This window comes from Halomonas sp. 141 (genome assembly GCF_002810305.1).
Classification (GTDB): domain Bacteria; phylum Pseudomonadota; class Gammaproteobacteria; order Pseudomonadales; family Halomonadaceae; genus Vreelandella; species Vreelandella stevensii.
Genome location: NZ_PINZ01000011.1, coordinates 65,241 through 85,821 on the forward strand (window position 1 = coordinate 65,241; position 20,581 = coordinate 85,821).

A 20,581-nucleotide genomic window follows, 5' to 3' on the forward strand; every position below is an offset into this window, starting at 1 on the left:
GATAAGCCGCGCGCTGAGTTCACCGGTTCAAGACCTCAAGGAGTCCTTCATGGTTACGTTACAGTCACGCAGTTTACGAGTGCATGCCGACGCCCTCGAATACCTGGACCAGACCCGGCTCCCCCAGGCCGAAGAGTGGGTGCGCTGCGACTCTCCCGAGGCGTGGCAGCACGCCGTCAAGCATCTTGCCATTCGCGGGGCGCCGTTGATTGGCTTGAGCGCGGCGTTCGTACTGGCCCAGTATGCGGCTCGCCATCCGCAAAGTGAGTGGCAGTGGGTGAGTGACCGCTTACGGGCGACGCGCCCCACGGCGGTGAACCTGATGTACTGCCTGGACGCCATGGAAGCCTGCTTTGCCCAGGGCGCGGACGCCCTGGCCGAGCGTGCCCAAGCGCTGTTCGAAGAGGACCGTGCGCTGTGTCAGCGCATGGCCGAACGGGGCGCTGACCTGTTGGCCTCCGGCGACCGGGTGCTGACCCACTGCAACACCGGCGCGCTGGCCACGGCGGGCGTAGGCACCGCGATTGGCGCGCTGGCCATCGCCAAACAGCGCGGCGTGGCGCTGCATGTCTACGTGGATGAGACCCGCCCGCTGCTCCAGGGTGGCCGTTTGACCGCCTGGGAAATGGCCGATTTAGGCATTCCCTACCAGCTGATCACCGACAGCATGGCGGCCAGCCTGATGGCGGCGGGCAAGGTGGATAAAGTAATGGTGGGGGCGGATCGCATCTGCGCCAACGGCGACTTTGCCAACAAAGTGGGCACTTACATGCTGGCGGTGGCGGCGCATTACCATCAGGTACCGTTCTACGTGGTGGCCCCTTACACCACGGTCGACCCCGCCTGCGCCACCGGCGCGGCGATTCCCATCGAGCAGCGCGATGGCGCGGAGGTGCGCGGTGCTGCCGGCGCGTTTGGCGAGGTGGTGTGGGCGCCCAGCGATGCACCGGTGTGGAACCCGGCGTTTGATGTGACCCCGGCCTCACTGGTCACCGCCTGGATTCTGGATACCGGCGTGTTCGACGCCGCCGCCATTGCCCAGGGCGAGCATCTGCGAGGATGGCGCTAGGCTTTTACGAAAACTGCCGACGCTGGCCGACTTTGCGTAAAAAGCCTAACCTTTGGCAGCCATGGAAGCCCGCACGCAGTGCAGTATCGAATAATCCACACGCCCCTCCAGCGCCTCGAACACCACTTTCAGCCCCTGGCCTGGAAACTGCTCGAAGGCGGCGTGAATCTGCGCCAGGGTTGCTGGGTCCAGGTTGACCACCTCTTCCAGGCTCAGTTCGCCGCCTTGAATGGCATCGCTCAAATGGCGGTAGACCGTGTTGGCGGCCAGCCCGCGCTGCTCGGCGACTTGTTCGGGGGTTAGCCCCTGGCGCAGCAGCGTGGCGGATTCCATGGCGCTATTGCCGATGTCGGTGGGCGTTTCGGGCTCATTGGGGTGCGCCAGTACCACCGCCAGAAATCCTTCGCCGTAATCGGCCAGTTTGCGCGCGCCGATGCCCGAGATAGTGCCCAGCGCCTGCAGCGTTTGCGGTTTTTGCGCTACCAGCTCGGCCAGGGTAGCGTCGTTGAAGATCACGTAGGCGGGTACGCCCTGGGCATCGGCCAGCGCTTTGCGATGCTGGCGCAGCGCTTCCCACAGTACGCCGTGGCCCTTGGCGGCAGATGCCCCTTTGGCTCCGCGTCGCGCAGGCTTGCTGGGTTTGCGCAGGGTGAGACGTTGCTCGCCGCGCAGTATGGGCCTGGCGTTGGCGGTGAGCTTGATCGCGCCATGGCCCTCCATGTCCACGCTCAGATAGCCGCTGGCGATCAGCTGACGAAACAGCGCTTTCCACTCGCTGGCGGTGAGCTCCTGGCCGATGCCGAAGGTGCTCAGGCTGTCGTGACCAAAGCGGCTGATACGCTCGTTGCGCTTGCCGAGCAGCACATCCACCAGATAAGTGACGCCAAAGCGCTGTTCGGTGCGATAGACACACGACAGCGCCTTCTGCGCGGCCACGGTGGCCTCCCAGGTGTCAGGCGGGGTGAGGCAGTTATCGCAGTTGCCGCAGGGCTCATCTAGCGAATCGCCAAAGTAGTGGAGCAGCGCCTGGCGACGGCAGCTGATGATCTCGCAGAGCCCCAACATGGCATCGAGCTTCTGTTGTTCGATGCGCTTTTGCTGGTCGGCGGCACTGGAGTCCTGCTGCATCTGGCGCAGGGTGATCACGTCCTGCAGGCCATAGGCCATCCAGGCATCGGCGGGCAGTCCATCGCGCCCGGCGCGGCCGGTTTCCTGGTAGTAGGCTTCGATGCTTTTGGGCAGGTTGAGGTGCGCCACAAAGCGCACGTCGGGTTTGTCGATGCCCATGCCAAAAGCGATGGTGGCGACGATCACCACGCCATCTTCGCGCAGAAAACGGGTTTGATGCTGCTGGCGCTGCTCGGCGGGTAGCCCGGCATGGTAGGGCAGCGCGGTGAGCCCCTGGCGCGCCAACCAGGCGGCGGTTTCTTCCACCTTGCGCCGTGAGAGGCAGTAGACGATGCCCGACTCGCCGTCGTGATGCTCACGGATGAAACTCAGCAACTGCTCTTTGGCATTGCCCTGATTTTCAGCGATATGGTAGCGAATATTGGGTCGGTCAAAGCCGTTGTTGTAGAGCGCGGCGTCCTGAAGCTGCAGGTGCTCCATGATGTCGTGCCGGGTAGGCACATCGGCGGTGGCGGTGAGCGCGATGCGCGGCACGTCAGGAAAGCGCTGGTGCAGGTGGGAGAGCTGGCGATATTCGGGGCGGAAATCGTGCCCCCACTGGGAAACGCAGTGAGCTTCATCAATGGCGAACAGCGCAATGTGGGTCTGCTCCAGCAGCATCTGCATGCGCGCCGTGGCTAGCCGTTCGGGCGCGACGTAGAGAAGATCCAGCTCGCCCGCCCGCAGGCGGTTCTCCACATCCATCGCCTCATGCATATCGAGGCTGGAGTTCAGGTAGGCGGCGCGCACCCCGTTCTGGATCAGCGCGGCCACCTGATCCTGCATCAGCGCGATGAGCGGCGAGACCACGATGGCGGTGCCGGCGCGCAGCAGCGCCGGGATCTGATAGCACAGCGATTTGCCGCCGCCGGTGGGCATCAGCACCAGCGCGTCTCCGCCGCCCGTCACGTGCTCGATGATGGCCTGCTGGGGGCCACGAAAGCGCTCAAAGCCAAAGACTTCTTGCAGTACCTTGAGGGCTGCCGGGTCGCCGTGCATCGCTGCTCTCCTTGTCGTGTGCGTGAAGGAGAATTGTCGCACGAAAACCCGAGTGAGTTGGGCTAGCGAATCCCTGCCCGTAAAAACGACTGCACGAACTGGCGCTGGAACAGCAGAAAAGCCACCAGCAGCGGCGCAATACTCAGCAGCGTGGCAGCGCTGACGGTGGCCCAATTGACGCCGGTTTCTGGCGCGGAGAACACGCCCAATCCTACCGTCAGCGGGCGGCTCTCCACGGAGTTGGTCACCACCAGTGGCCACAGGAAGTTGTTCCAGTGGTGGCTGATCGACACCAGCCCGTAGGCCAGATAGGTGGGCTTGGCCAGCGGCACGTAGACCTTCCACAGGATTTCCAGCCAGCCACAGCCCTCGATACGGGCGGCGTCCTCCAGCTCTCGGGGGATGGTCTTGAAGGTCTGACGCAGCAGGAAAATGCCGAAGGCGCTGGCCACGTAGGGCAGGCCAATGCCGGTGATGGTATTGATCAGCCCCAGCTCGCTGGCGATACGATAGTTCTCGACGATCAGCACTTCGGGAAACACGAACAGCTGAATCAGCACCAGCATGAACAGCAGGTTCTTGCCGGGGATCGGAAAGCGGGCAAAGGCAAAGGCGGCCAGCGTGCAGACCACGAACTGGGCCAGTACCACGCCGGTCACCAGCGCGAAGGTGTTCAGGTAGTAACGCGCAAAGGGGGCCTGGACCCAGGCGTTCGTGAAGTTGTCCAGCGTCAAAGGCGCCAGCAGGTCGAAACGTACCATGTAGGCGGGCGGATGAATCGCGGCCCACACCGCGTAAAGCAGCGGAAAGATCCAGATCACGGCCAGCAGCCAGGCCGCCAGGGTTTCCAGGCGGGGCAGCGCCAAGGTGCGCCGTGGCGACACCGGAAGAGAGGAGGTGCTCATTGGTAGTGCGTCCTGCGGTCCAGAATCGTGAACTTCAGTGTGGCCACCACCGCCAACACCAGCAGAATGACCACGGTGATGGTGGCCGCCATGGTGCGGTCGAAGAACGAAAAGGCGTTCTCGTAGACGTAATACAGCAGCAGGTTGGTGGCGTTATTGGGCCCGCCCTTGGTGAGGATGAACAGGTGGTCGACCACCCGCACCGCATTGATCAGCGCGTTGATCAGTACGAACAGCGTGGTGGGCATCAGCAGGGGAAACGTCACTCGCCAAAAGAAGCTCCAGCGGCTCGTGCCTTCCAGGTCAGCGGCTTCCTTGAGCTCCGGGGGGATGGCCTGTAGCGCGGCCAGGTAGAAGATCATGAAAAAGCCCGCTTCTTTCCACACCGACATGACGATGACCGACCCCAGCGCCACGCCGGGGTCGCCCAGCCAGTTCACCCCGGCAAACCCCAGGGCGCCGAGCAGCTTGTTGAATAGCCCTATCTGCGGGGCGTAGAAAAACATCCAGATATTGGCGGCGGCGATCATGGGCAGAATGGTGGGCGTGAAATAGGCCATGCGAACCAGCCCGCGCCCGGGCAGGCGGGCATTGACCAGCAGCGCCATGCCCAGTGCCAGCGCCATGGAAGTGGGAACCGTGCCCAGCGCGTACAGCAGGTTGTTGCGGGCGACTTTCCAGAACGTCGGGTCGTCCATCAGCACGCGATAGTTGTCGAGCCCGACGAAGGCGGCGGGCTCGCCGCGAAAGCCGGGCAAAAAAAGGCTGTTGATCACGGTGGTGACCGTGGGCAAGTAGGCAAACGCAGTGAGCAGCAGCGCCGCGGGCAGAAGCAGCAGGGCGCCGTAAAGCTGCATCGTTCGATGGGCGTTCAGGTTCATGGGGCCGCCGTGATGAGAAAAAGCCGGGGCGAACCCCGGCGAGCATGGAAACGTCCGCCTATCGGCACTTACCGGGCATAGCGGCGCAGCGCCGCATCGGCCTCACGCTGGGCCTGGCTCAGCGCGTCGGCAGGGCTCATTTGCCCTGTCAGTGCGGCTTGCACGGCGTTATCCAGGGCACGGCGCACGCGGCCACCCTGGTAGGTAGAGAGTTCGGCAGTGCCGTGTTCGAGCTGGTCCCGAGCCACGGCGGCAGGGGCGAATTCTTCCACGTAATGCTGCAATGCCTCGGTGTCATAGGCGGCGGGGCTGACGCCCATGTAGCCGGTTTCGATGGACCATGCGGCGGCACGCTCGGGGGCGGTCATCCAGCGGATGAAGGTCATCGCTGCGCGCTGCTCCTCTTCACTGGCATCCTCGAAGATGTAGAAGTTGCCGCCACCGGTGGGGCTGCCGCGCTGGGTCTTCATGGGCAGCATGGCGACGCCAAACTCGAAATTGGCCTCGTTGCGTACCGCGGTCAGGTTACCCGTGGTGTGCCACATCATGGCGGTGGACTGCTCGAGGAAGTTCTGGCGCAGGGTACCCCACTCGATGGTGCCACTGGGCATGGCGTCGTGCTCGGTGGCCAGCGACACCCAGTATTCGAGGGCTTCGATGGCGGCCGGGTCGTCAAAATAGACCTCGGTGCCATCGTCGTTCATCAGGCGATGGCCGTTCTGGAAGGCAAAGGCCTGGAACATCCAGTAGGGGTAGCCGGTGGATGGCACCATCACGCCCCACTGCTCACCGTTCGAGGCTTCGCGCACGGTGGCGGCCATCTCGGCCATCTCTTCCCAGTTTTCCGGCGGCGTTTCCGGGTCCAGGCCAGCGGCTGCAAAGGCGTCCTTGTTCCAGAACAGCACGATGGTAGAGCGCTGGAAGGGAATGCCGTAGGTCTTGCCATCCAACTGACCGTTCTCCATCAGGCCGGGGTAGAAGCCATCCAGCCACGCGCGCTCTTCCTCGGTGTCGATGAGGTCATCAAAGGCCACGATGGCGTTCTGCTCGATCAGCTCGTACAGGTCGATGGAGAACAGCACCGAGAGCTGAGGCGTATCCCCGGCTTCCATGGCGGACATGGCGCGCACGCGGGTGTCGTCGTAGTTGCCTGCGTAGATGGCTTCCACGTTGATGTCCGGATATTCGCTTTCGAATTCAGCCACCAGGCCATCGATCACGTCGGTCAGTGCGCCCCCCACCGACACCGGGTAGTACATCGTCAAATCGATGGTATCCGCCTGAACCTGAGCGGCGCCCAGTGCGCTGGCAAGCAGGGCGCCGGACATCAAGGGATGAGAAACTCGCATGGCTGACTCCTCAAAGAGTGGGTGATGTCGCAAGGGTTGTGGGGTGGTGAGCAAACTCAGTGCTGAAAAGAGCCCACCGTCGGCGGGCGCGGAATGGTGCGATACGGCGTGAGTTCCAGCGCCGACAGGTCGTCCCGGCGTGCGCCGGAGGGGCCGAACAGGTGGGCCTTGTCTGCCGACCAGAACAGTCGGCAGGGCTGGCCCGTCAGGCTGTGTTTGCCGCCCAGCCGCACACGCAGGGTGTGCTGCCCGACGCTCACATGGGCAATGGTGTCGGCGCCCAGATACTCTTCGCTTTCCACCAGGCCGGGCAGGCCAGCCGCCGATGCCCCGCGCAGTTCGATATCCTCGGGGCGAATGCCCAACTGGCCGCCTGCCGCGGGCAACGGGGCAACGGGGGTGGTGGGTTCGCCTTCGATCACCGCTCCCTGTGCCCCGGCCACCAGCGGCAGCAGGTTCATGGCCGGGCTGCCGATGAAGCTGGCGGCGAAGGCGCTGGCGGGCTGGTTGTAAAGCTCGTCGGGTGTGCCGTCCTGCACGATATGTCCTTGTTGCATCAAGATCACACGGTCTCCCATGCTCATGGCCTCTACCTGGTCGTGAGTGACGTAAACCACCGTCATATCGAGTCGTGATTGCAGGGCTTTGATCTCCCTGCGCATATCGCTGCGCAGCCGCGCATCCAGGTTGGACAGCGGCTCGTCCATCAAACAGATGGGGTGTTCGGAAATGATGGCGCGCGCCAACGCCACCCGCTGGCGCTGGCCGCCGGAAAGCTGTGCCGGTTTGCGGTGCAGGTAATCCGTCAGGTCCACCAGCTCGGCCACCTGGGCCAGGCGCTGCTGCCGTTCTGCCTTCGCTACCTTGCGGCTGCGCAGGCCAAAGACGATATTGTCGGCCACGCTCAAGTGCGGAAATAGCGCGTAGGACTGAAACACCATGCTCAGCCCACGGTCGCCGGGCGGCAGGTGGGTCACGTCCCGTTCGCCGATATGGATGCGGCCACTGCTGGCGTCGTCCAGCCCTGCCAGCATGCGCAGGGTGGTGGATTTTCCACAGCCTGACGGCCCCAGCAGAATGACGAACTGCCCGGGCTGAATATCGAAGGAAATGTCGTTGACTGCCGTGGTCGCGCCCCAGTGCTTGGAGACGCCTGCCAGGCGAATGCGCGATTGGTTCATGGCCCTCATCCGTCATGCGTGGCGACAATCTAGAGTGAGAGCAAGGTGTTGCGTTTGTATGACGCCTGGATGTCAGGTTGATGTCGTGAGGCGCGGATGCCGAATGGCCCGGCGTAAATCGCCGGGCCAATGCTTACGTCTGGTGGCGCAAAATGGTCGGCGCTGACCACTGCTGACACACGGGCATGACTTCCAGGCGGGTGATGTTGACGTGGGCAGGCAGGGACGCCACATGCAGCGCCTGCGCGGCCACGTCTTCTGGCTGGAGCGGCTGGGTGCCTTCGTAGTAGCGGTCTGCGACGCCCTGGTCGCCCTTCATGCGCACCAGGGTGAACTCGCTGGCCGTCATGCCGGGGGCCAGGTCCGTGACTCGAATGCCCAGCGGGCCCACGTCACAGCGCAGGTTATAGCTGAACTGCTCCACGAAGGCCTTGGTGGCGCCGTAAACATGGCCGCCCGGGTAGGGCGTGTTGGCGGCAATGGAGCCCAGGTTGATGATCGTGGTCCCTGGGGTGGAAGCGCTCAGCAGCGGCAGCAGGTGCTTGGTGACGTTGACCAGCCCCTTGATATTGGTGTCGATCATGCGATGCCAGTCTTCCAGCGATGCTTGCGGCGCCGGGTCCTTGCCCAGTGCCAGCCCGGCATTGTTGATCAGCGTGTGCACGCGCTGAAAACGCTCGGGCAAGGCCGCCACGACTTCGGCCACCGCCTCGGCGTCGCTGACGTCCAAAGCCGCCGTATGGGTAGGCACGCGCTGTTCGAAGGTGGCCTGCAGCTGCGCCAGGCGGTCCTGGCGCCGCCCGGTCAATACCAGTGCCCATCCCGCGTCGGCAAAAAGATGCGCGCATGCCAGCCCGATGCCGGACGTCGCACCGGTGATGAACACGACCTGCTCGGTTTCGTGCATGGAGAATACTCCCATACTGCATGGTGATGGAACCTCTCGGGGGAAGCGCCATTGGGTAACGAACCCGAGCCCTTGAGTATCCATCTTTAGTCGCAGCCTTTCGCAGTATCCCTGAAAAAGGTGCCATTCTCAGGGCGATTGCAGCCATCGTCATTGACGAAGCCTGCCTTCTCGAACGCCGATTTGAGCCGTTTGGCGGCTTGTTTCAAGATCGAATCAGCACCACACCCAATAACGACAACCGTAGAGAGCCTTCCCATGCGGAAACAACTGCTTGCCACGCTGGCGACCCTGGGCATGCTGACGACAGCACCGTTCGTTCTGGCTAACCCGATTGAAATCCAAGTCAACAACACCATGAGCGAAGGCGGTTCCGAAAGCGCCGCCGTGGAGCGCTTTGCGGAGTACCTGGAAGAGCAGGCGCCGGGCCGCTTCAACGTTCGCCCTTTCCTGGCGGGCTCGCTGGGAGGCGAGGATGCCATTCTGGAATTGCTCAACCTGGGACAAACCCAGCTTTCCATTACCGGCGGGAATTGGCGCCAGCAGTATGCGCCTGAGTACGACGCCATTACCGTGCCATTCGTGTTTGCCACTTGGGAAGAGGTGGATGCGTACATGGAGAGCCCCTCTGGGCAGGCGTTAATCGAGCAGGCCGAAAACCAGGGCGGGCTCAAGTACTTTGGCACCCAGCATCGTGGGCCGCGCCACATGACCGCCAACAAGGCCATCGAAACCCCTGAAGACTTGCGCGGTTTCCGCATGCGTCTGCCCTCGTTGCCGGTGTGGCTAACGGTGTGGGAAGAGATCGGTGCTCAGGTGGTCAACGTGCCTGCTCCGGAGATCTATCTGGCCATGCAGACGCGCCAGGTAGACGGCCATGAAAACTCGCTCTCTTCGCCATATACCCGGCGCTTATGGGAAGTGCAGGACCACATCATTCTGACCAGCCACGTGCAGTTCCCGTGGAACTGGGTGGCCAGTTCGCGGTGGTGGGACGGCCTGGAAGAAGACGATCAAGCGCTGATCGAAGAGGCCATTCACGTGGCGCGAGCCCATGGCTCCGAGCGTGAGCGCGAGCTGGACGAGTACTACCTCGGCGCGCTGGAAGAGCAGGGCATGACCATCATCGAACCGGATATCGAAGCGTTCAGAACCGCTGCGTTGCCAGCCATCGAGCGGGTCATGGCCGATATGGCCGATGGCGTGAGCGAGGACGCCCTCGGGCATCAGGGCGAATGACGCGTTAGCGCCAACGCGTTGGGTTCAGCCACGGGGGTGCCCGACACCCCCGTGGCCGTGGATTGTGAGATCACCTCAGGAAATTATCGATGAATGCTCCCTCGGAAGAGAAAGCGGCACCCGTGCAGGGGCTGGATAGAGCCGCCCAAAGTGTGCTGCGTGTCATTACGAGCCTGTGCGATGTGGTGGGCGTGACCTTGATGGTGGCCATTCTGGTGCTGCTGGTGGCCGCCGTGGTGGCTCGTGACCTGCTGGGGCTGGGAATGCCCTGGACAGAAGAAGTCGCGTCGCTGCTGGCCATTTATGCGATTGGTTTTGGCTCCATTTCGGCGTGGGTGCGTAGTGAGCATCTGGTCGTGGACCTGTTCAGTCATCGGCTCTCCAACGTGGGCAGGCATCTTCAGTATCGCTTGACGGCCATGATCTCCTGCGGATTTTTCGTGCTGGCGGCCTGGGGCGCCTGGATCATGTCCGACATGAGTGCCAACAACAAGACCGTATCGCTGAGTATCAGCTTCAGTTTTCTCTATTACGGCGTATTGCTCAGTTTCTCGGGCATGGCGCTGATCGCCGCGTGGCAGACCCTGCGTGGCCCCGTGGCCTGGTTGGAAGCGCCCCGTGAAGAGGAGCCCGCGCAGCCATGATGGAATTGCTCGTATTCGTAGGGGGCTTGCTGGCCCTGATGGCCATTGGGTTGCCTGTGGTGGTGGCCATTGGGGTGACCTCGTTCATTGCCCTGGCAGTAACCGGGGCGGGGGGCCTGCCGGTGGAGCTGCTGCCGTTGCGCATGGTGCAAACCCTCAACAACTTCACGCTGCTGGCCATCCCGCTGTTCATTCTGGCGGCCAACATCATGAACGTGGGCTCCACCACCACCCGTATCTTCGACTTCGCCACGGCGCTGGTGGGATTCACCAAAGGCGGGCTGGGGCATGCCAATGTCGTGGCCAGCTCGATTTTTGCCACCATGTCGGGTACCGCAGTCGCCGATGCCGCCGGGCTTGGCAGCATCGAAATCAAGGCCATGAAGGAGCGCGGCTACGAGCTGGGCTATTCCACCGGTATTACGGCGGCCTCCAGCGTCATCGGCCCTATCCTGCCGCCCAGCATTGCGCTGGTGGTGTATGGCTGGTTGGCCAATGTCAGTATCGGTGGGCTGTTCATGGCGGGGTTGCTACCGGGCATCCTGATGGCGCTGTTACTGATGGGCATGACGGTGGTGCTGGGCATGACTGGCCGAGTGGTGATGCCCAAACCGACCGCGTTCGATGCCTGCGAAGTCGTGCGCACGGGCAAGCGGGCCATCCTGCCTCTGATGATGCCCGCCATTATCGTGGGCGGTATTTGGGGAGGCTTTTTCACCCCCACGGAAGCGGGTGCGATTGCCTCGCTGTACGCGGTGATCCTGGGCGGGGTGATCTACCGTGACCTGAACGGGCGGGATTTATTCCTGGCGTTTCGTAGAACCCTGATGTTTAGCGCGGTCATTCTGCTGATCATCGCGGTATCGAGCTTCTACGGCTGGATTCTGGTCCGTATGGGTATCCCCCAGGCGCTGGCAGGCCAGGTCGCCAGCATCGATATGCCCACCATCGTGCTGCTGCTCTGTTTTGCGCTGTTTTTCCTGCTGATCGGCTGCTTCATGTCGGTGATCGAGAGCATCCTGATTTTCACGCCCATCGTCGTACCGGCCGCCCTCAGCGCGGGGTTGGACCCCGTTCACTTCGGTATCGTGATGGTCATCACGCTCTCGGTGGGCGTCATCACGCCGCCCTTCGGCACGGTGCTGTTCCTGATGGTCGGCATTACCCGGTTGAGGTACGGCCAGGTGGTCAAAGCCGTATTGCCGTTCCTGCTGCCCATCCTGGCCACGATCCTGCTGTTGATCGCCGTGCCTGGACTGGCGACCTGGCTGCCGAGCGTGATGGGGTATTGAGCCTGGTCCGCCAATGCTTCGCCCCTTGCGGATAGGGCGCTAAGGGGCGAAGTAAAGCGGTAGATGCCGAGGGGGCAACAGGATGGGTATCAGGCCAGATGCCCATTACCCATCGGCATTGATCTTCTCAACAATCTCCGCCAGCGCGCTTTCCGCCTGGTCATTATCGACCTGGCAGGTGCCCGCATTCAGGTGGCCGCCGCCGCCGTAGCTCAAGCACAGCTCGCCCACATTGGTGTTGCTGGAGCGGTTGAGGATCGACTTGCCAATGGCCAGCACGGTGTTCTGCTGCTTGAGGCCCCACATCACATGGATCGAGATGTTGCACTCGGGGTACATGGCGTAGATCACGAAGCGGTTGGTGGCATAGATGGTCTCTTCGTGGCGCAGGTCCAGGACCACCAGATTGCCGTGTACGCTGGCGCAGCGTTCGATCTGCTGTTTGGCCAGTTGCGCGTGTTCACGGTACAGCGCGGTGCGCTCGTGGACGTCTTCCAGGGCCAGGATTTCGTCGATGGTGTGCTCACGGCAGTAATCGATCAGCTTCATCATCAACTGGTAGTTGGAAATACGGAAGTCGCGGAAGCGTCCCAGCCCCGTGCGCGCGTCCATGATGAAGTTCAGCAGCACCCAGCCTTGCGGGTCGAGAATCTCGTCGCGATCGAACTGCGCCGAATCACCTTTATCGACCGCTTCCATCATGTCGTCCCAGCGGGCAGGGAAGGCTTCGTGGCCACCGTAGTACTCCCACACGACGCGCGCTGCAGAAGGGGCATCGGCATTGATGATGTGGTTGTCGGCCCGCTCGACGTTACGCACGGTTTCGCTCAGGTGGTGATCGAAGGCCAGATGGCAGCCGGGCACATAAGGCAGGTTGGTGGTGATGTCATTGGCATCGATCTCGATCTTGCCATCCTGCATGTCCTTGGGGTGCACGAAGGTGATCTCATCGATCAGGCCCAGATGCTTGAGCAGTGCGCCGCATACCAACCCATCAAAATCGCTGCGGGTAACCAAACGAAACGTGGATGTTTGTTGCGTAGGCATTTGTAGTCTCTTCACGGTGATCGGTATCTGAACGATACCAGCAGTGATGGTGGGTTAAAATAAACCTTTCCGCTCTTGCAACCCCGGCTACCAACGCTTTGGCGGGCTGCTCATCGGCAAGGTAAAGTGAGCAGTGTTACAGCGGGGCGTGAGCATCAGGGGCCCATGTGCCAGAGGTAAACAATAAAAAACTAATTAAATGTTATAGAAGATACGCGTTGGCATGCGGAAAATTTTTATAAGCCACTGAAATTTAATGATTTAAAAATTTATGGCGCAGGCTGGCATGGGGGGTGCAATGTTCTAGGCAAGAACGGCAAGCATGAATGTCAGGACGACACGCCGCTCTTATCGATCGTGAAGATGAAACGTTGTTAGATGTGTAACACGCCGAACTGAACGAAAGAAACGCCATTAGGAGGCACGACCATGAAAAAGGAAGCTCTGAAGAAACTCGGTATTCTGGGTGTATCATTTGGCCTGGTAGCCAGCCCGCTGGCATTCGCAATGGAGGAGCATGAAGAGCACCCCACTGCGCCGCAGGAAGAAACCATGCAGGACGATCAAGGCTCATTCAACTCTTTCGATGCTGATCAAGAGCACGGTGCCACCAACGACGGTGTGACCACCGAGTACGAAGAGGAAGAGCAAGAATTCACTTATGAAGAGGAAGAAGAAGAGCAGGATCAGTGGGAGACTGAAGAGGAAGATGATTCTGGCTGGTAATCCCACGGCCGCTTAAGGGAGTAACTTCTACTTCGGCTCAAGGATGAGCCACGCAGCGCCCCGCCAATTGCGGGGCGCTGTTGCGTTTGGGCTATCGTGTCATGGGGCGAACGTGTCATAGGGGCTATCGTGTCATAGGGGCTATCGTGTCATAGGGGCAAAGCGTGGAAGGGAAATGCGCGTGAATGCGCTATGGTAAAAGACGCATCTTCACAAAATCCCTTCGCTATGACCCTGACCACGATCACAAGGATGTGCCCAACGTGTTGAATTGGAAAGAGCTTCCCCAGCTGCCTCGCGCCGAAGGGCGTATCGAAGCCATCGACCTCGCACGAGGTATCGCCATTGGGCTGATGATCGTCAGCCATGCGGTCAGTGGTTTGGTCGGCATACGCAACGTACCGGACTGGGGCATGGTCCCCGTTCACTTCATCACCAAGTTTTCATCGTCGCTGTTCATTCTGGTGTTCGGTATTGCCTTGGCGGTGGCCTTTTTGGCCCACACCCAAAGCGAGGATTGGCCCAAAAGGCGCCTGAAGCTCTGGGTACGCGCCCTGGAAGTGTGGTTCTGGTACAAGGCCCTGACCATCGTCGAGATGCTGCCTTACTACTCTCCCGCCGACATCGTCGATACCCTGCTGTATGGCCGCTTTGCCATCTGGGTCGAAATCCTCGGGTTTTATGCCATTGCCCTGTTATGGGTGCCGCTGGTGCTTCCTCTGTGGGCACGAACGCCTCTGTGGGCGCGACTCGGCGCCATTGTGGGGCTGACCGCGCTCTCGGCCTGGCTTCAAGGGCTGAGCTTCGGCGGAAACGATATTCTCAAGGCGCTGTTGGTGGATCATGAAGACCACTACACCTGGGGCCAACTGAGCCGGGCACCGCTGGTGCTGGCGGGGTTGCTGATGGGTGAGGCCCTGCTGCGCTGCTACTTCGATGTGGCGCTGCGCCGCCGTTTGGTCGGCGTATTGGTCGTGGTAGGGGCGCTGATGGTGGCCGGTTTCTACGGCTTGGCCATCAGCGCTGGAGATGTCGATGCCGCCATGCTGGCGATTGCCAACAATGCGGGCAAGCACCCGCCAGGGCTGCAGTTCATGCTGTTCAGTGTGGGAGGAGCGCTGGTGCTACTGGGCCTGGCATTGGCAGGTGGCGCCCTGGCGGCCAAGGTGCTGCTGCCCCTGACCGTGGTGGGCAGCGATGCCCTCAAGGCCTTCATATTTCACATCGTGATGATTTTTCTGGTGCTGCGCTTTTTGCTGGGGGCTGAAAATGTCCTCTCTTATCCACAGGTACTCGGCGTGGGCGGGCTGTTGATTCTGGGGGCCGCCTTGTGGATAGGGCTGACCCGCTGGGTGGCTCGACATAAATAGCCTGTACGAGAATAGGCAGTGCAACGGTAAGCCGTAGATGGGGAGGCAAGGTTTGAGACGTTTCAAACGCTGGTGGTTGCGTATGGTGCTGGGCGTGCTGCTGCCGATTGGGCCGGTCGTTCTGGCAGAGACTCACGGGCAGGCCCATGGTTATGAGACGAACTGGTACTACGAAGTCGACAAGCAGAGCCCTTGGCAGGGCCGCCTGGATGCCCGGATCGCGGCCATCGAAGAGGCATTCGGTGGCGAGCTGGGCGTCTACGTGCAACAGCTGACGAGCGGCGAAGCGTACTCATGGCGTGCCGATGACCCCTGGTATCTTGCGTCGTTGGTGAAAGTCCCGGTGGCTGCGGAAGTATTGGCGCAGCGCCAGGCGGGCTCGCTGTCGCTGGATGAGCGGATTACGCTCTCGCGCAGCGACTTCGTGGATGGCGCCGGGCCGGTCAACTGGCACGACCCTGGCACGCCCATTTCCATCCGCTACCTGCTGGAGCAGATGGTGACGGTCAGCGATAACACGGCCACGGACATGCTGATCAACCGCGTGGGGCTTGCCGACGTCAACGCCCGTGCTCGGGCCATGGTTACGGCCAGTGGGGGCCACCCGGAGCAATTGGGGCCCATCAGCCTGCTGGTGGGCGTGCGCCAGGGCGTGTACGGCCAGCTGCACCCGCAGGCCCGCCAGCTGGGCGGGCTCGATTTCATGGCGCTTCGCCAGCATGGGCTTGGCCAGCGCCCCGCGGCGCTGGCCCGGACGCTCGGGGTTTCGCCCAGCAGTTTCGCGCAGCCAGACTACGACAGCGCCTTCGATGCCTACGAAGCCAGTGGTGAAAACGTCGGCACGCTGCGTGCCTATGGCGACCTGCTGGCCAGCCTGCACCACGGAGGCATGGACGACCTCGACCGCGAGCAGCGGCAAACCCTGCTGGAGGTCATGCAGCGCACCCGCTCTGGCGAACAGCGGCTCAAGCGTGGCATGGGCCGCGAGGTGACCTTTGCCCACAAGACCGGCACCCAGCACCGCCGCAGCTGCGATGCGGGCATCGCCACCCGCGATGGCGCAACCCCGCAACACTGGGTCATCGTGGCCTGTAGCCGTGGCCCGCTGGCGCTGAGTGCCCACGAGCAGGCGTTGACCCGCGTAGGTGAAGCATTACACGACAGCGGCGTGATAAACTGACCAGCCGTTTTGGGTTGAACCGTTATCAGGTTGAATATTAAGGAGTTGACCATGGCCCGCGCTAGCGCACGTCATATTCTGGTAAGCAGTGAAGAGCAGTGCAACGCACTGAAACAAGAGATCGAAAACGGCCGTGACTTTGCCGACGTGGCCAAGCAGCACTCCAGCTGCCCCTCTGGCCGTCAGGGCGGCGACCTGGGCAGCTTTGGCCCCGGCCAGATGGTGCCTGAATTCGACAAGGTGGTGTTCAGCGGTGAATTGAATACCGTGCACGGCCCGGTACAGACCCAGTTTGGCTACCACCTGCTCGAAATCACCAGCCGCAGCTAAGGGCGCCCAGCGCCCGTAAAGCACCGCGGCGTCCCCGCCGCGGTGTGAGGAGCACGCCTTGAACGACCCAATCATTGCCATCGAAGGCCTGAACAAAACCTACTCAGGAGGCTTTCAAGCGCTTAGCCGTGTCGATCTGACCATCGCGCGCGGTGAAATCTTTGCCTTGTTGGGCCCCAACGGCGCCGGCAAGACCACCTTGATCAGTGTGGTGTGCGGGCTGGTGAATCCCAGTGAAGGCCGTGTGTTGGTGGATGGCTTCGATAGCGTTCGGCACTATCGGCAAGCCCGCGAGCGTATCGGCCTGGTGCCCCAGGAACTCACCAACGAAGCCTTCGAAACCGTCTGGAACACCGTCAGCTTTAGCCGAGGCCTGTTCGGCAAGGCGCCGAACCCGGCGCATATCGAAAAGGTGCTCAAGTCACTCGCCCTCTGGGACAAGCGCCATAATCGGCTGATGACCCTCTCGGGGGGCATGAAGCGCCGCGTGCTGATTGCCAAGGCGCTGTCTCACGAACCGCGTATTCTTTTTCTGGATGAGCCCACCGCAGGCGTCGATGTCGAGCTGCGGCGCGACATGTGGCAAGTGGTACGCGGGCTGCGCGATGACGGCGTCACGATCATCCTCACCACCCACTACATCGAAGAAGCCGAAGAGATGGCCGACCGCATCGGGGTCATCAACCGTGGTCAGATCGTGCTGGTGGAAGAGAAAGCCGCGCTGATGAAAAAGCTCGGCAGCAAGCAGCTGACCCTGCACTTGCACACTCCCTTGCAAGCGCTGCCGGAAGCACTGGCCCATGAAGCACTGAGCCTGGCGGCCGACGGGCACGAGCTGGTGTACACCTACGATGGTCGCCAGGAAGAGCATCAGGCCGAGGGGCGCAGCATTTCGTCACTGCTGGCGCAGCTGGAAAAAGAGGGCATTACCTACAAGGACCTGCACACCCGGCAGAGCTCTCTGGAAGACATCTTCGTGGATCTGGTCAAGGAGCGCGCATGAACCTCTACCCTGTTCGGGCCATCTACATGGCAGAAATGGCGCGTACTCGGCGAACCCTGCTCCAGAGCATCGTCTCGCCGGTCATCTCCACGTCGCTCTACTTCGTGGTCTTCGGGGCCGCGATTGGTTCGCGCATCAGCGAAATCGGTGGGGTGAGCTATGGCGCCTTCATCGTGCCTGGCCTGATCATGCTGATGCTGCTCACCCAGAGCGTCTCCAACGCCTCCTTCGGCATCTTCTTTCCCAAATTCTCCGGCAGTATCTACGAGATATTGTCGGCCCCGGTGTCGTATCTGGAAATCGTCATCGGCTACGTGGGGGCGGCGGCCTCCAAGTCGATACTGCTGGGCTTGATCATCCTGGCCACCTCGGGCTTGTTCGTGCCGCTGGAGATTGCCTATCCCTTCTGGATGCTCACCTTCCTGGTGCTCACCGCCGTCACGTTCAGCCTGCTGGGGTTCATCATCGGTATCTGGGCCGACGGGTTCGATAAACTGCAGCTGGTGCCGCTGCTGGTGATTACGCCGCTGACGTTTCTGGGCGGCAGTTTCTACTCCATCGATATGCTGCCTCCGTTCTGGCAAACCGTGACCCTGGCCAACCCCGTGGTGTACCTGGTGAGCGGGTTTCGCTGGAGCTTTTATGGCATCAGTGATGTCAGTGTGGGCGCCAGTATTGCGATGATCCTGTTCTTTTTAGCCGTCAGTCTGGCCACCATTGCCTGGATTTTCCGCACCGGATACCGGCTGAAGCCCTGACGTTTCACGTTTTTCTGCAAAGGTAACGCCTGCTTATGCCGCTACTGCAAAGTGCCGTGCACCGCCTGGAGCCCTCGTTGGATGGCGAGCGCCTGACCGTGACGCCACCCCCGGCACCCGCCGAGGCCGACAACCCCGTCATGGCCAGCCTGGTCAACACCCTCAACGATACCTACAACACCAAGGCCAAGGGGTGGGGGCGGTTTGCCGAGCAGGGGGAGCAGGCCGGGCCGCTGGTGGCCTGGCTGAGCGCCTACCTGGCGGCCGACTCTTCGGGCAGCGAACAAGGTTTTGCCGAACTGGCCAACGCCCTGGCCGAGCGCCTTGCGCAAACGCTGCAGGAGCAGCTGTCGGTCAGTGGTTATCTGGTGACGGCGCACCTTCGCCAGGGAGATACGGATACCCTGTTCTTCGGCTTGATCCATCAGCGGGAAGGGATCGGCTTCAATGAGGCTCATCAGGCCGTGCCAGCCGCTCAGTTGAACGCCAGCCAGCTGACGCTGGCGGCCCGGGTGAACCTCACCCAGTGGCAACGGGCGGATGCCACGACGCAGTACGTCTCGTTCCTCAAGGACCGTGGTGCCAAAAAGCTCTCCGATGGGCTGGTGGCGCTGCTGGGCATGGAAGAGGGCATCGATGCCCCGGCAGAAACCCGCACCCTGCTCAAGGCCTTCAGCGACTACGTCGAAAAAGAGGACCTGGACGACGACGCCAGCCGTGAAAAAACCGACACCCTGGTGGATTACGCCAACGAGCAGCTGCGCCGTGGCGAACCCATGACGCTGGAAGCGCTTTCCGAGCTGGTGGACGAGAAGCAGCCCCAGGCGTTTTACGACCATATCCGCAACGCCGATTACGGCCTCTCTCCGGAGATTCCGCCGGACAAGCGCACCATCAACCAGTTCCGCCGGTTTACCGGCCGAGCGGGTGGGGTGTCGATCAGCTTCGACTCGCACCTGCTGGGTTCCAGCATCGAGTACGATGCCGCGCAGGACCGTCTTATCATCAAGCAGGTGCCCAAACAGCTCAAAGAGCAGTTGGCCAAACGCAAGGAGTAATTGCCGTGCTGGACGCGATTCAAAGCTTCTTTCAGCGGACGCTTTCGGCCCCGGAGCAGCGCGACGACCAGGCCCTGACCCTGGAACTCGCCTGTGCTGCGCTATTGTGCGAAGTGATGCGGGCCGACTATGAGCAGAGCGAGGCCGAGCGCGCCGCCATGCAGCGCATGCTGATGACGCGCTATCGTCTCGATGAGCAGGCAGTGGCCGAACTGATGCGCCTGGCCGAGGCAGAAGTGGACGACGCCGTGGACCACTACCAGTTCGTCAGCCTGATCAAACAGCACTACGGCTATGAACAGCGCCTGGAAGTAGTGGCCATGATGTGGCAGGTGGCCTGGGCCGATGGCTCGCTGGACCCGCTGGAAGAGCACCGCATTCGCCGCCTGGCCGACCTCCTGCACGTCAGCCACAGTGATTTTATCCGCAGCAAATTGGGCAACTCTCCAACGTAGCCGATTACGGTTCGGCGGCCTCGCCTTCCTCCAACAGGCCCGCCACCAGCCCATTCAACTGCTGCTGGAACTGGCCGCCGGGGGAGGGCCGCCGAGAGCAGATGGCTCGTACCCGTAGAGTAGAGCATGCGCCCGCTGGGGGTGTCGACGAACGGGCGGCTAAGCGCATCGTTGACCCGTGGGTCGGCATTGCTGGGCAGGCTGTTCACGAAATTACGCAAACATCAAAAAAGGCTGCTACGCTAGAAGGGCCTGTTAAGGGAGAAGCAACCCTTTGATTTTCATGAAACGCTAAAGCAAGGAGTGCCGTTATGCGTAGCATTATCTATATCGTGGGTCTGGTTGTCGTGGTGTTGTTCATCCTTTCGCTGCTGGGCTTACGTTAAGCAGCCTGGGGCCACCATCCCCGTTAGCACGCCAAGCGCCCGCTTCCCCCAGCGGGCGTTTTTTTAAGTTCTTCGCATTCTGGCGTGACAGCGAAGCAACCCCCGGCAAAGTGCCATGAACATCAGCACGTCATGGATTCGTTGGGCGACTGCCTGGGCAAGCACTGGTGCCGCCATCATCGCGGGCTAAAGCCCTCCTCCCACAACAGCAAAGTGGCGGGAGTGAGGCCAGTGGATTCAGGATAGCTTGAGTAGCCACTTTAGCCTGCCTGTGGGAGGCCAATTCATTGGGCGACTGCTTGGGCAAGCACCGGTGCCGCCATCATCGCGGGCTAAAGCCCCCCTCCCACAACAGCAAAGTGGCGGGAGTGAGGCCAGTGGATTCAGGATAGCTTGAGTAGCCACTCCAGCTTGCCTGTGGGAGGCCAATTCATTGGGCGACTGCCTGGGCAAGCACCGGTGCCGCCATCATCGCGGGCTAAAGCCCTCCTCCCACAACAGCAAAGTGGCGGGAGTGAGGCCAGTGGATTCAGGATAGCTTGAGTAGCCACTTTAGCCTGCCTGTGGGAGGCCAATTCATTGGGCGACTGCTTGGGCAAGCACCGGTGCCGCCATCATCGCGGGCTAAAGCCCCC

General features: G+C 61.7%; 20 protein-coding genes. 12 read left to right on the top strand and 8 right to left on the bottom strand.

The genetic code is table 11. The features are described 5' to 3' along the window. Window positions 1-49 precede the first annotated feature (49 nt). Window positions 50-1,069 carry an S-methyl-5-thioribose-1-phosphate isomerase gene (gene mtnA / locus CWI66_RS07465; protein WP_100731343.1) on the top strand — a complete coding sequence of 340 codons (1,020 nt, stop codon included), beginning with the start codon at window positions 50-52 and terminating at the stop codon, window positions 1,067-1,069. Between the two features lie 45 nt (window positions 1,070-1,114). On the opposite strand, the gene recQ is transcribed toward mtnA, so the two are convergent. From recQ to CWI66_RS07495, 6 genes are all read right to left on the bottom strand, one after another. Next, on the bottom strand, window positions 1,115-3,235 hold the full coding sequence (gene recQ / locus CWI66_RS07470; protein ID WP_100731344.1) for a DNA helicase RecQ: 2,121 nt from the start codon (window positions 3,233-3,235) through the stop codon (window positions 1,115-1,117). 62 nt (window positions 3,236-3,297) lie between these two features. Then, window positions 3,298-4,140 carry a carbohydrate ABC transporter permease gene (locus CWI66_RS07475; protein ID WP_081194773.1) on the bottom strand — a complete coding sequence of 281 codons (843 nt, stop codon included), beginning with the start codon at window positions 4,138-4,140 and terminating at the stop codon, window positions 3,298-3,300. Further along, a complete protein-coding gene (locus tag CWI66_RS07480) occupies window positions 4,137-5,021 on the bottom strand; it encodes a carbohydrate ABC transporter permease (RefSeq protein WP_096922054.1) in 885 nt (294 codons plus the stop codon). Before CWI66_RS07480 ends, CWI66_RS07475 begins: the two co-directional genes overlap by 4 nt. Before the next feature lie 68 nt (window positions 5,022-5,089). Next, window positions 5,090-6,370: an ABC transporter substrate-binding protein gene (locus CWI66_RS07485; RefSeq protein ID WP_100731345.1), complete on the bottom strand. Its 1,281-nt coding sequence runs from the start codon at window positions 6,368-6,370 to the stop codon at window positions 5,090-5,092. 56 nt (window positions 6,371-6,426) lie between these two features. Next, entirely contained in the window at window positions 6,427-7,551 is a 1,125-nt protein-coding gene (locus CWI66_RS07490; RefSeq protein ID WP_100731346.1) for an ABC transporter ATP-binding protein, read from the bottom strand. A 133-nt stretch (window positions 7,552-7,684) separates the two neighbouring features. Further along, window positions 7,685-8,458 carry an SDR family NAD(P)-dependent oxidoreductase gene (locus tag CWI66_RS07495; RefSeq protein ID WP_100731347.1) on the bottom strand — a complete coding sequence of 258 codons (774 nt, stop codon included), beginning with the start codon at window positions 8,456-8,458 and terminating at the stop codon, window positions 7,685-7,687. Window positions 8,459-8,716: 258 nt separating this feature from the next. Here CWI66_RS07495 and CWI66_RS07500 point away from each other — a divergent pair, with 258 nt between their 5' ends. The 3 genes from CWI66_RS07500 to CWI66_RS07510 all read left to right on the top strand — a co-directional run bounded on the left by CWI66_RS07500 (window position 8,717) and on the right by CWI66_RS07510 (window position 11,633). Continuing rightward, on the top strand, window positions 8,717-9,697 hold the full coding sequence (locus CWI66_RS07500) for a TRAP transporter substrate-binding protein (protein WP_081194781.1): 981 nt from the start codon (window positions 8,717-8,719) through the stop codon (window positions 9,695-9,697). Between the two features lie 89 nt (window positions 9,698-9,786). Further along, the gene (locus CWI66_RS07505) at window positions 9,787-10,341 is read left to right on the top strand and encodes a TRAP transporter small permease (protein ID WP_039175186.1); all 555 of its coding nucleotides are present in this window, start codon (window positions 9,787-9,789) and stop codon (window positions 10,339-10,341) included. Next, complete coding sequence (locus CWI66_RS07510; RefSeq protein WP_100731348.1) at window positions 10,338-11,633, top strand: TRAP transporter large permease; 1,296 nt, start codon at window positions 10,338-10,340, stop codon at window positions 11,631-11,633. Before CWI66_RS07505 ends, CWI66_RS07510 begins: the two co-directional genes overlap by 4 nt. Window positions 11,634-11,738: 105 nt before the next feature. On the opposite strand, the gene CWI66_RS07515 is transcribed toward CWI66_RS07510, so the two are convergent. Continuing rightward, complete coding sequence (locus CWI66_RS07515) at window positions 11,739-12,680, bottom strand: exopolyphosphatase (RefSeq protein WP_016915102.1); 942 nt, start codon at window positions 12,678-12,680, stop codon at window positions 11,739-11,741. Between the two features lie 429 nt (window positions 12,681-13,109). On the opposite strand from CWI66_RS07515, the gene CWI66_RS07520 reads away from it, so the two are divergent. From CWI66_RS07520 to CWI66_RS07555, 8 genes are all read left to right on the top strand, one after another. Further along, window positions 13,110-13,406 (top strand): hypothetical protein, encoded by a 297-nt coding sequence (locus CWI66_RS07520; protein WP_016915101.1) that lies wholly within the window; start codon window positions 13,110-13,112, stop codon window positions 13,404-13,406. A gap of 185 nt (window positions 13,407-13,591) precedes the next feature. Further along, a complete protein-coding gene (locus CWI66_RS07525) occupies window positions 13,592-14,776 on the top strand; it encodes a heparan-alpha-glucosaminide N-acetyltransferase domain-containing protein (RefSeq protein WP_232710791.1) in 1,185 nt (394 codons plus the stop codon). Window positions 14,777-14,858: 82 nt separating this feature from the next. Further along, window positions 14,859-15,956, top strand: a complete 1,098-nt coding sequence (locus CWI66_RS07530; RefSeq protein ID WP_100731349.1) for a serine hydrolase — start codon at window positions 14,859-14,861, stop codon at window positions 15,954-15,956. A 51-nt stretch (window positions 15,957-16,007) separates the two neighbouring features. Next, on the top strand, window positions 16,008-16,286 hold the full coding sequence (locus CWI66_RS07535) for a peptidylprolyl isomerase (RefSeq protein WP_039175191.1): 279 nt from the start codon (window positions 16,008-16,010) through the stop codon (window positions 16,284-16,286). A gap of 58 nt (window positions 16,287-16,344) precedes the next feature. Then, window positions 16,345-17,289: an ABC transporter ATP-binding protein gene (locus CWI66_RS07540; RefSeq protein WP_081138655.1), complete on the top strand. Its 945-nt coding sequence runs from the start codon at window positions 16,345-16,347 to the stop codon at window positions 17,287-17,289. After that, on the top strand, window positions 17,286-18,047 hold the full coding sequence (locus CWI66_RS07545; protein ID WP_081138653.1) for an ABC transporter permease: 762 nt from the start codon (window positions 17,286-17,288) through the stop codon (window positions 18,045-18,047). Before CWI66_RS07540 ends, CWI66_RS07545 begins: the two co-directional genes overlap by 4 nt. 35 nt (window positions 18,048-18,082) lie before the next feature. Continuing rightward, complete coding sequence (locus CWI66_RS07550; RefSeq protein ID WP_100731350.1) at window positions 18,083-19,105, top strand: nucleoid-associated protein; 1,023 nt, start codon at window positions 18,083-18,085, stop codon at window positions 19,103-19,105. A gap of 5 nt (window positions 19,106-19,110) precedes the next feature. Continuing rightward, complete coding sequence (locus tag CWI66_RS07555) at window positions 19,111-19,560, top strand: tellurite resistance TerB family protein (protein WP_081138650.1); 450 nt, start codon at window positions 19,111-19,113, stop codon at window positions 19,558-19,560. A gap of 4 nt (window positions 19,561-19,564) precedes the next feature. Here CWI66_RS07555 and CWI66_RS18200 read toward each other — a convergent pair whose 3' ends face one another. After that, entirely contained in the window at window positions 19,565-19,729 is a 165-nt protein-coding gene (locus CWI66_RS18200; protein ID WP_189464235.1) for a hypothetical protein, read from the bottom strand. Window positions 19,730-20,581: the final 852 nt, after the last annotated feature.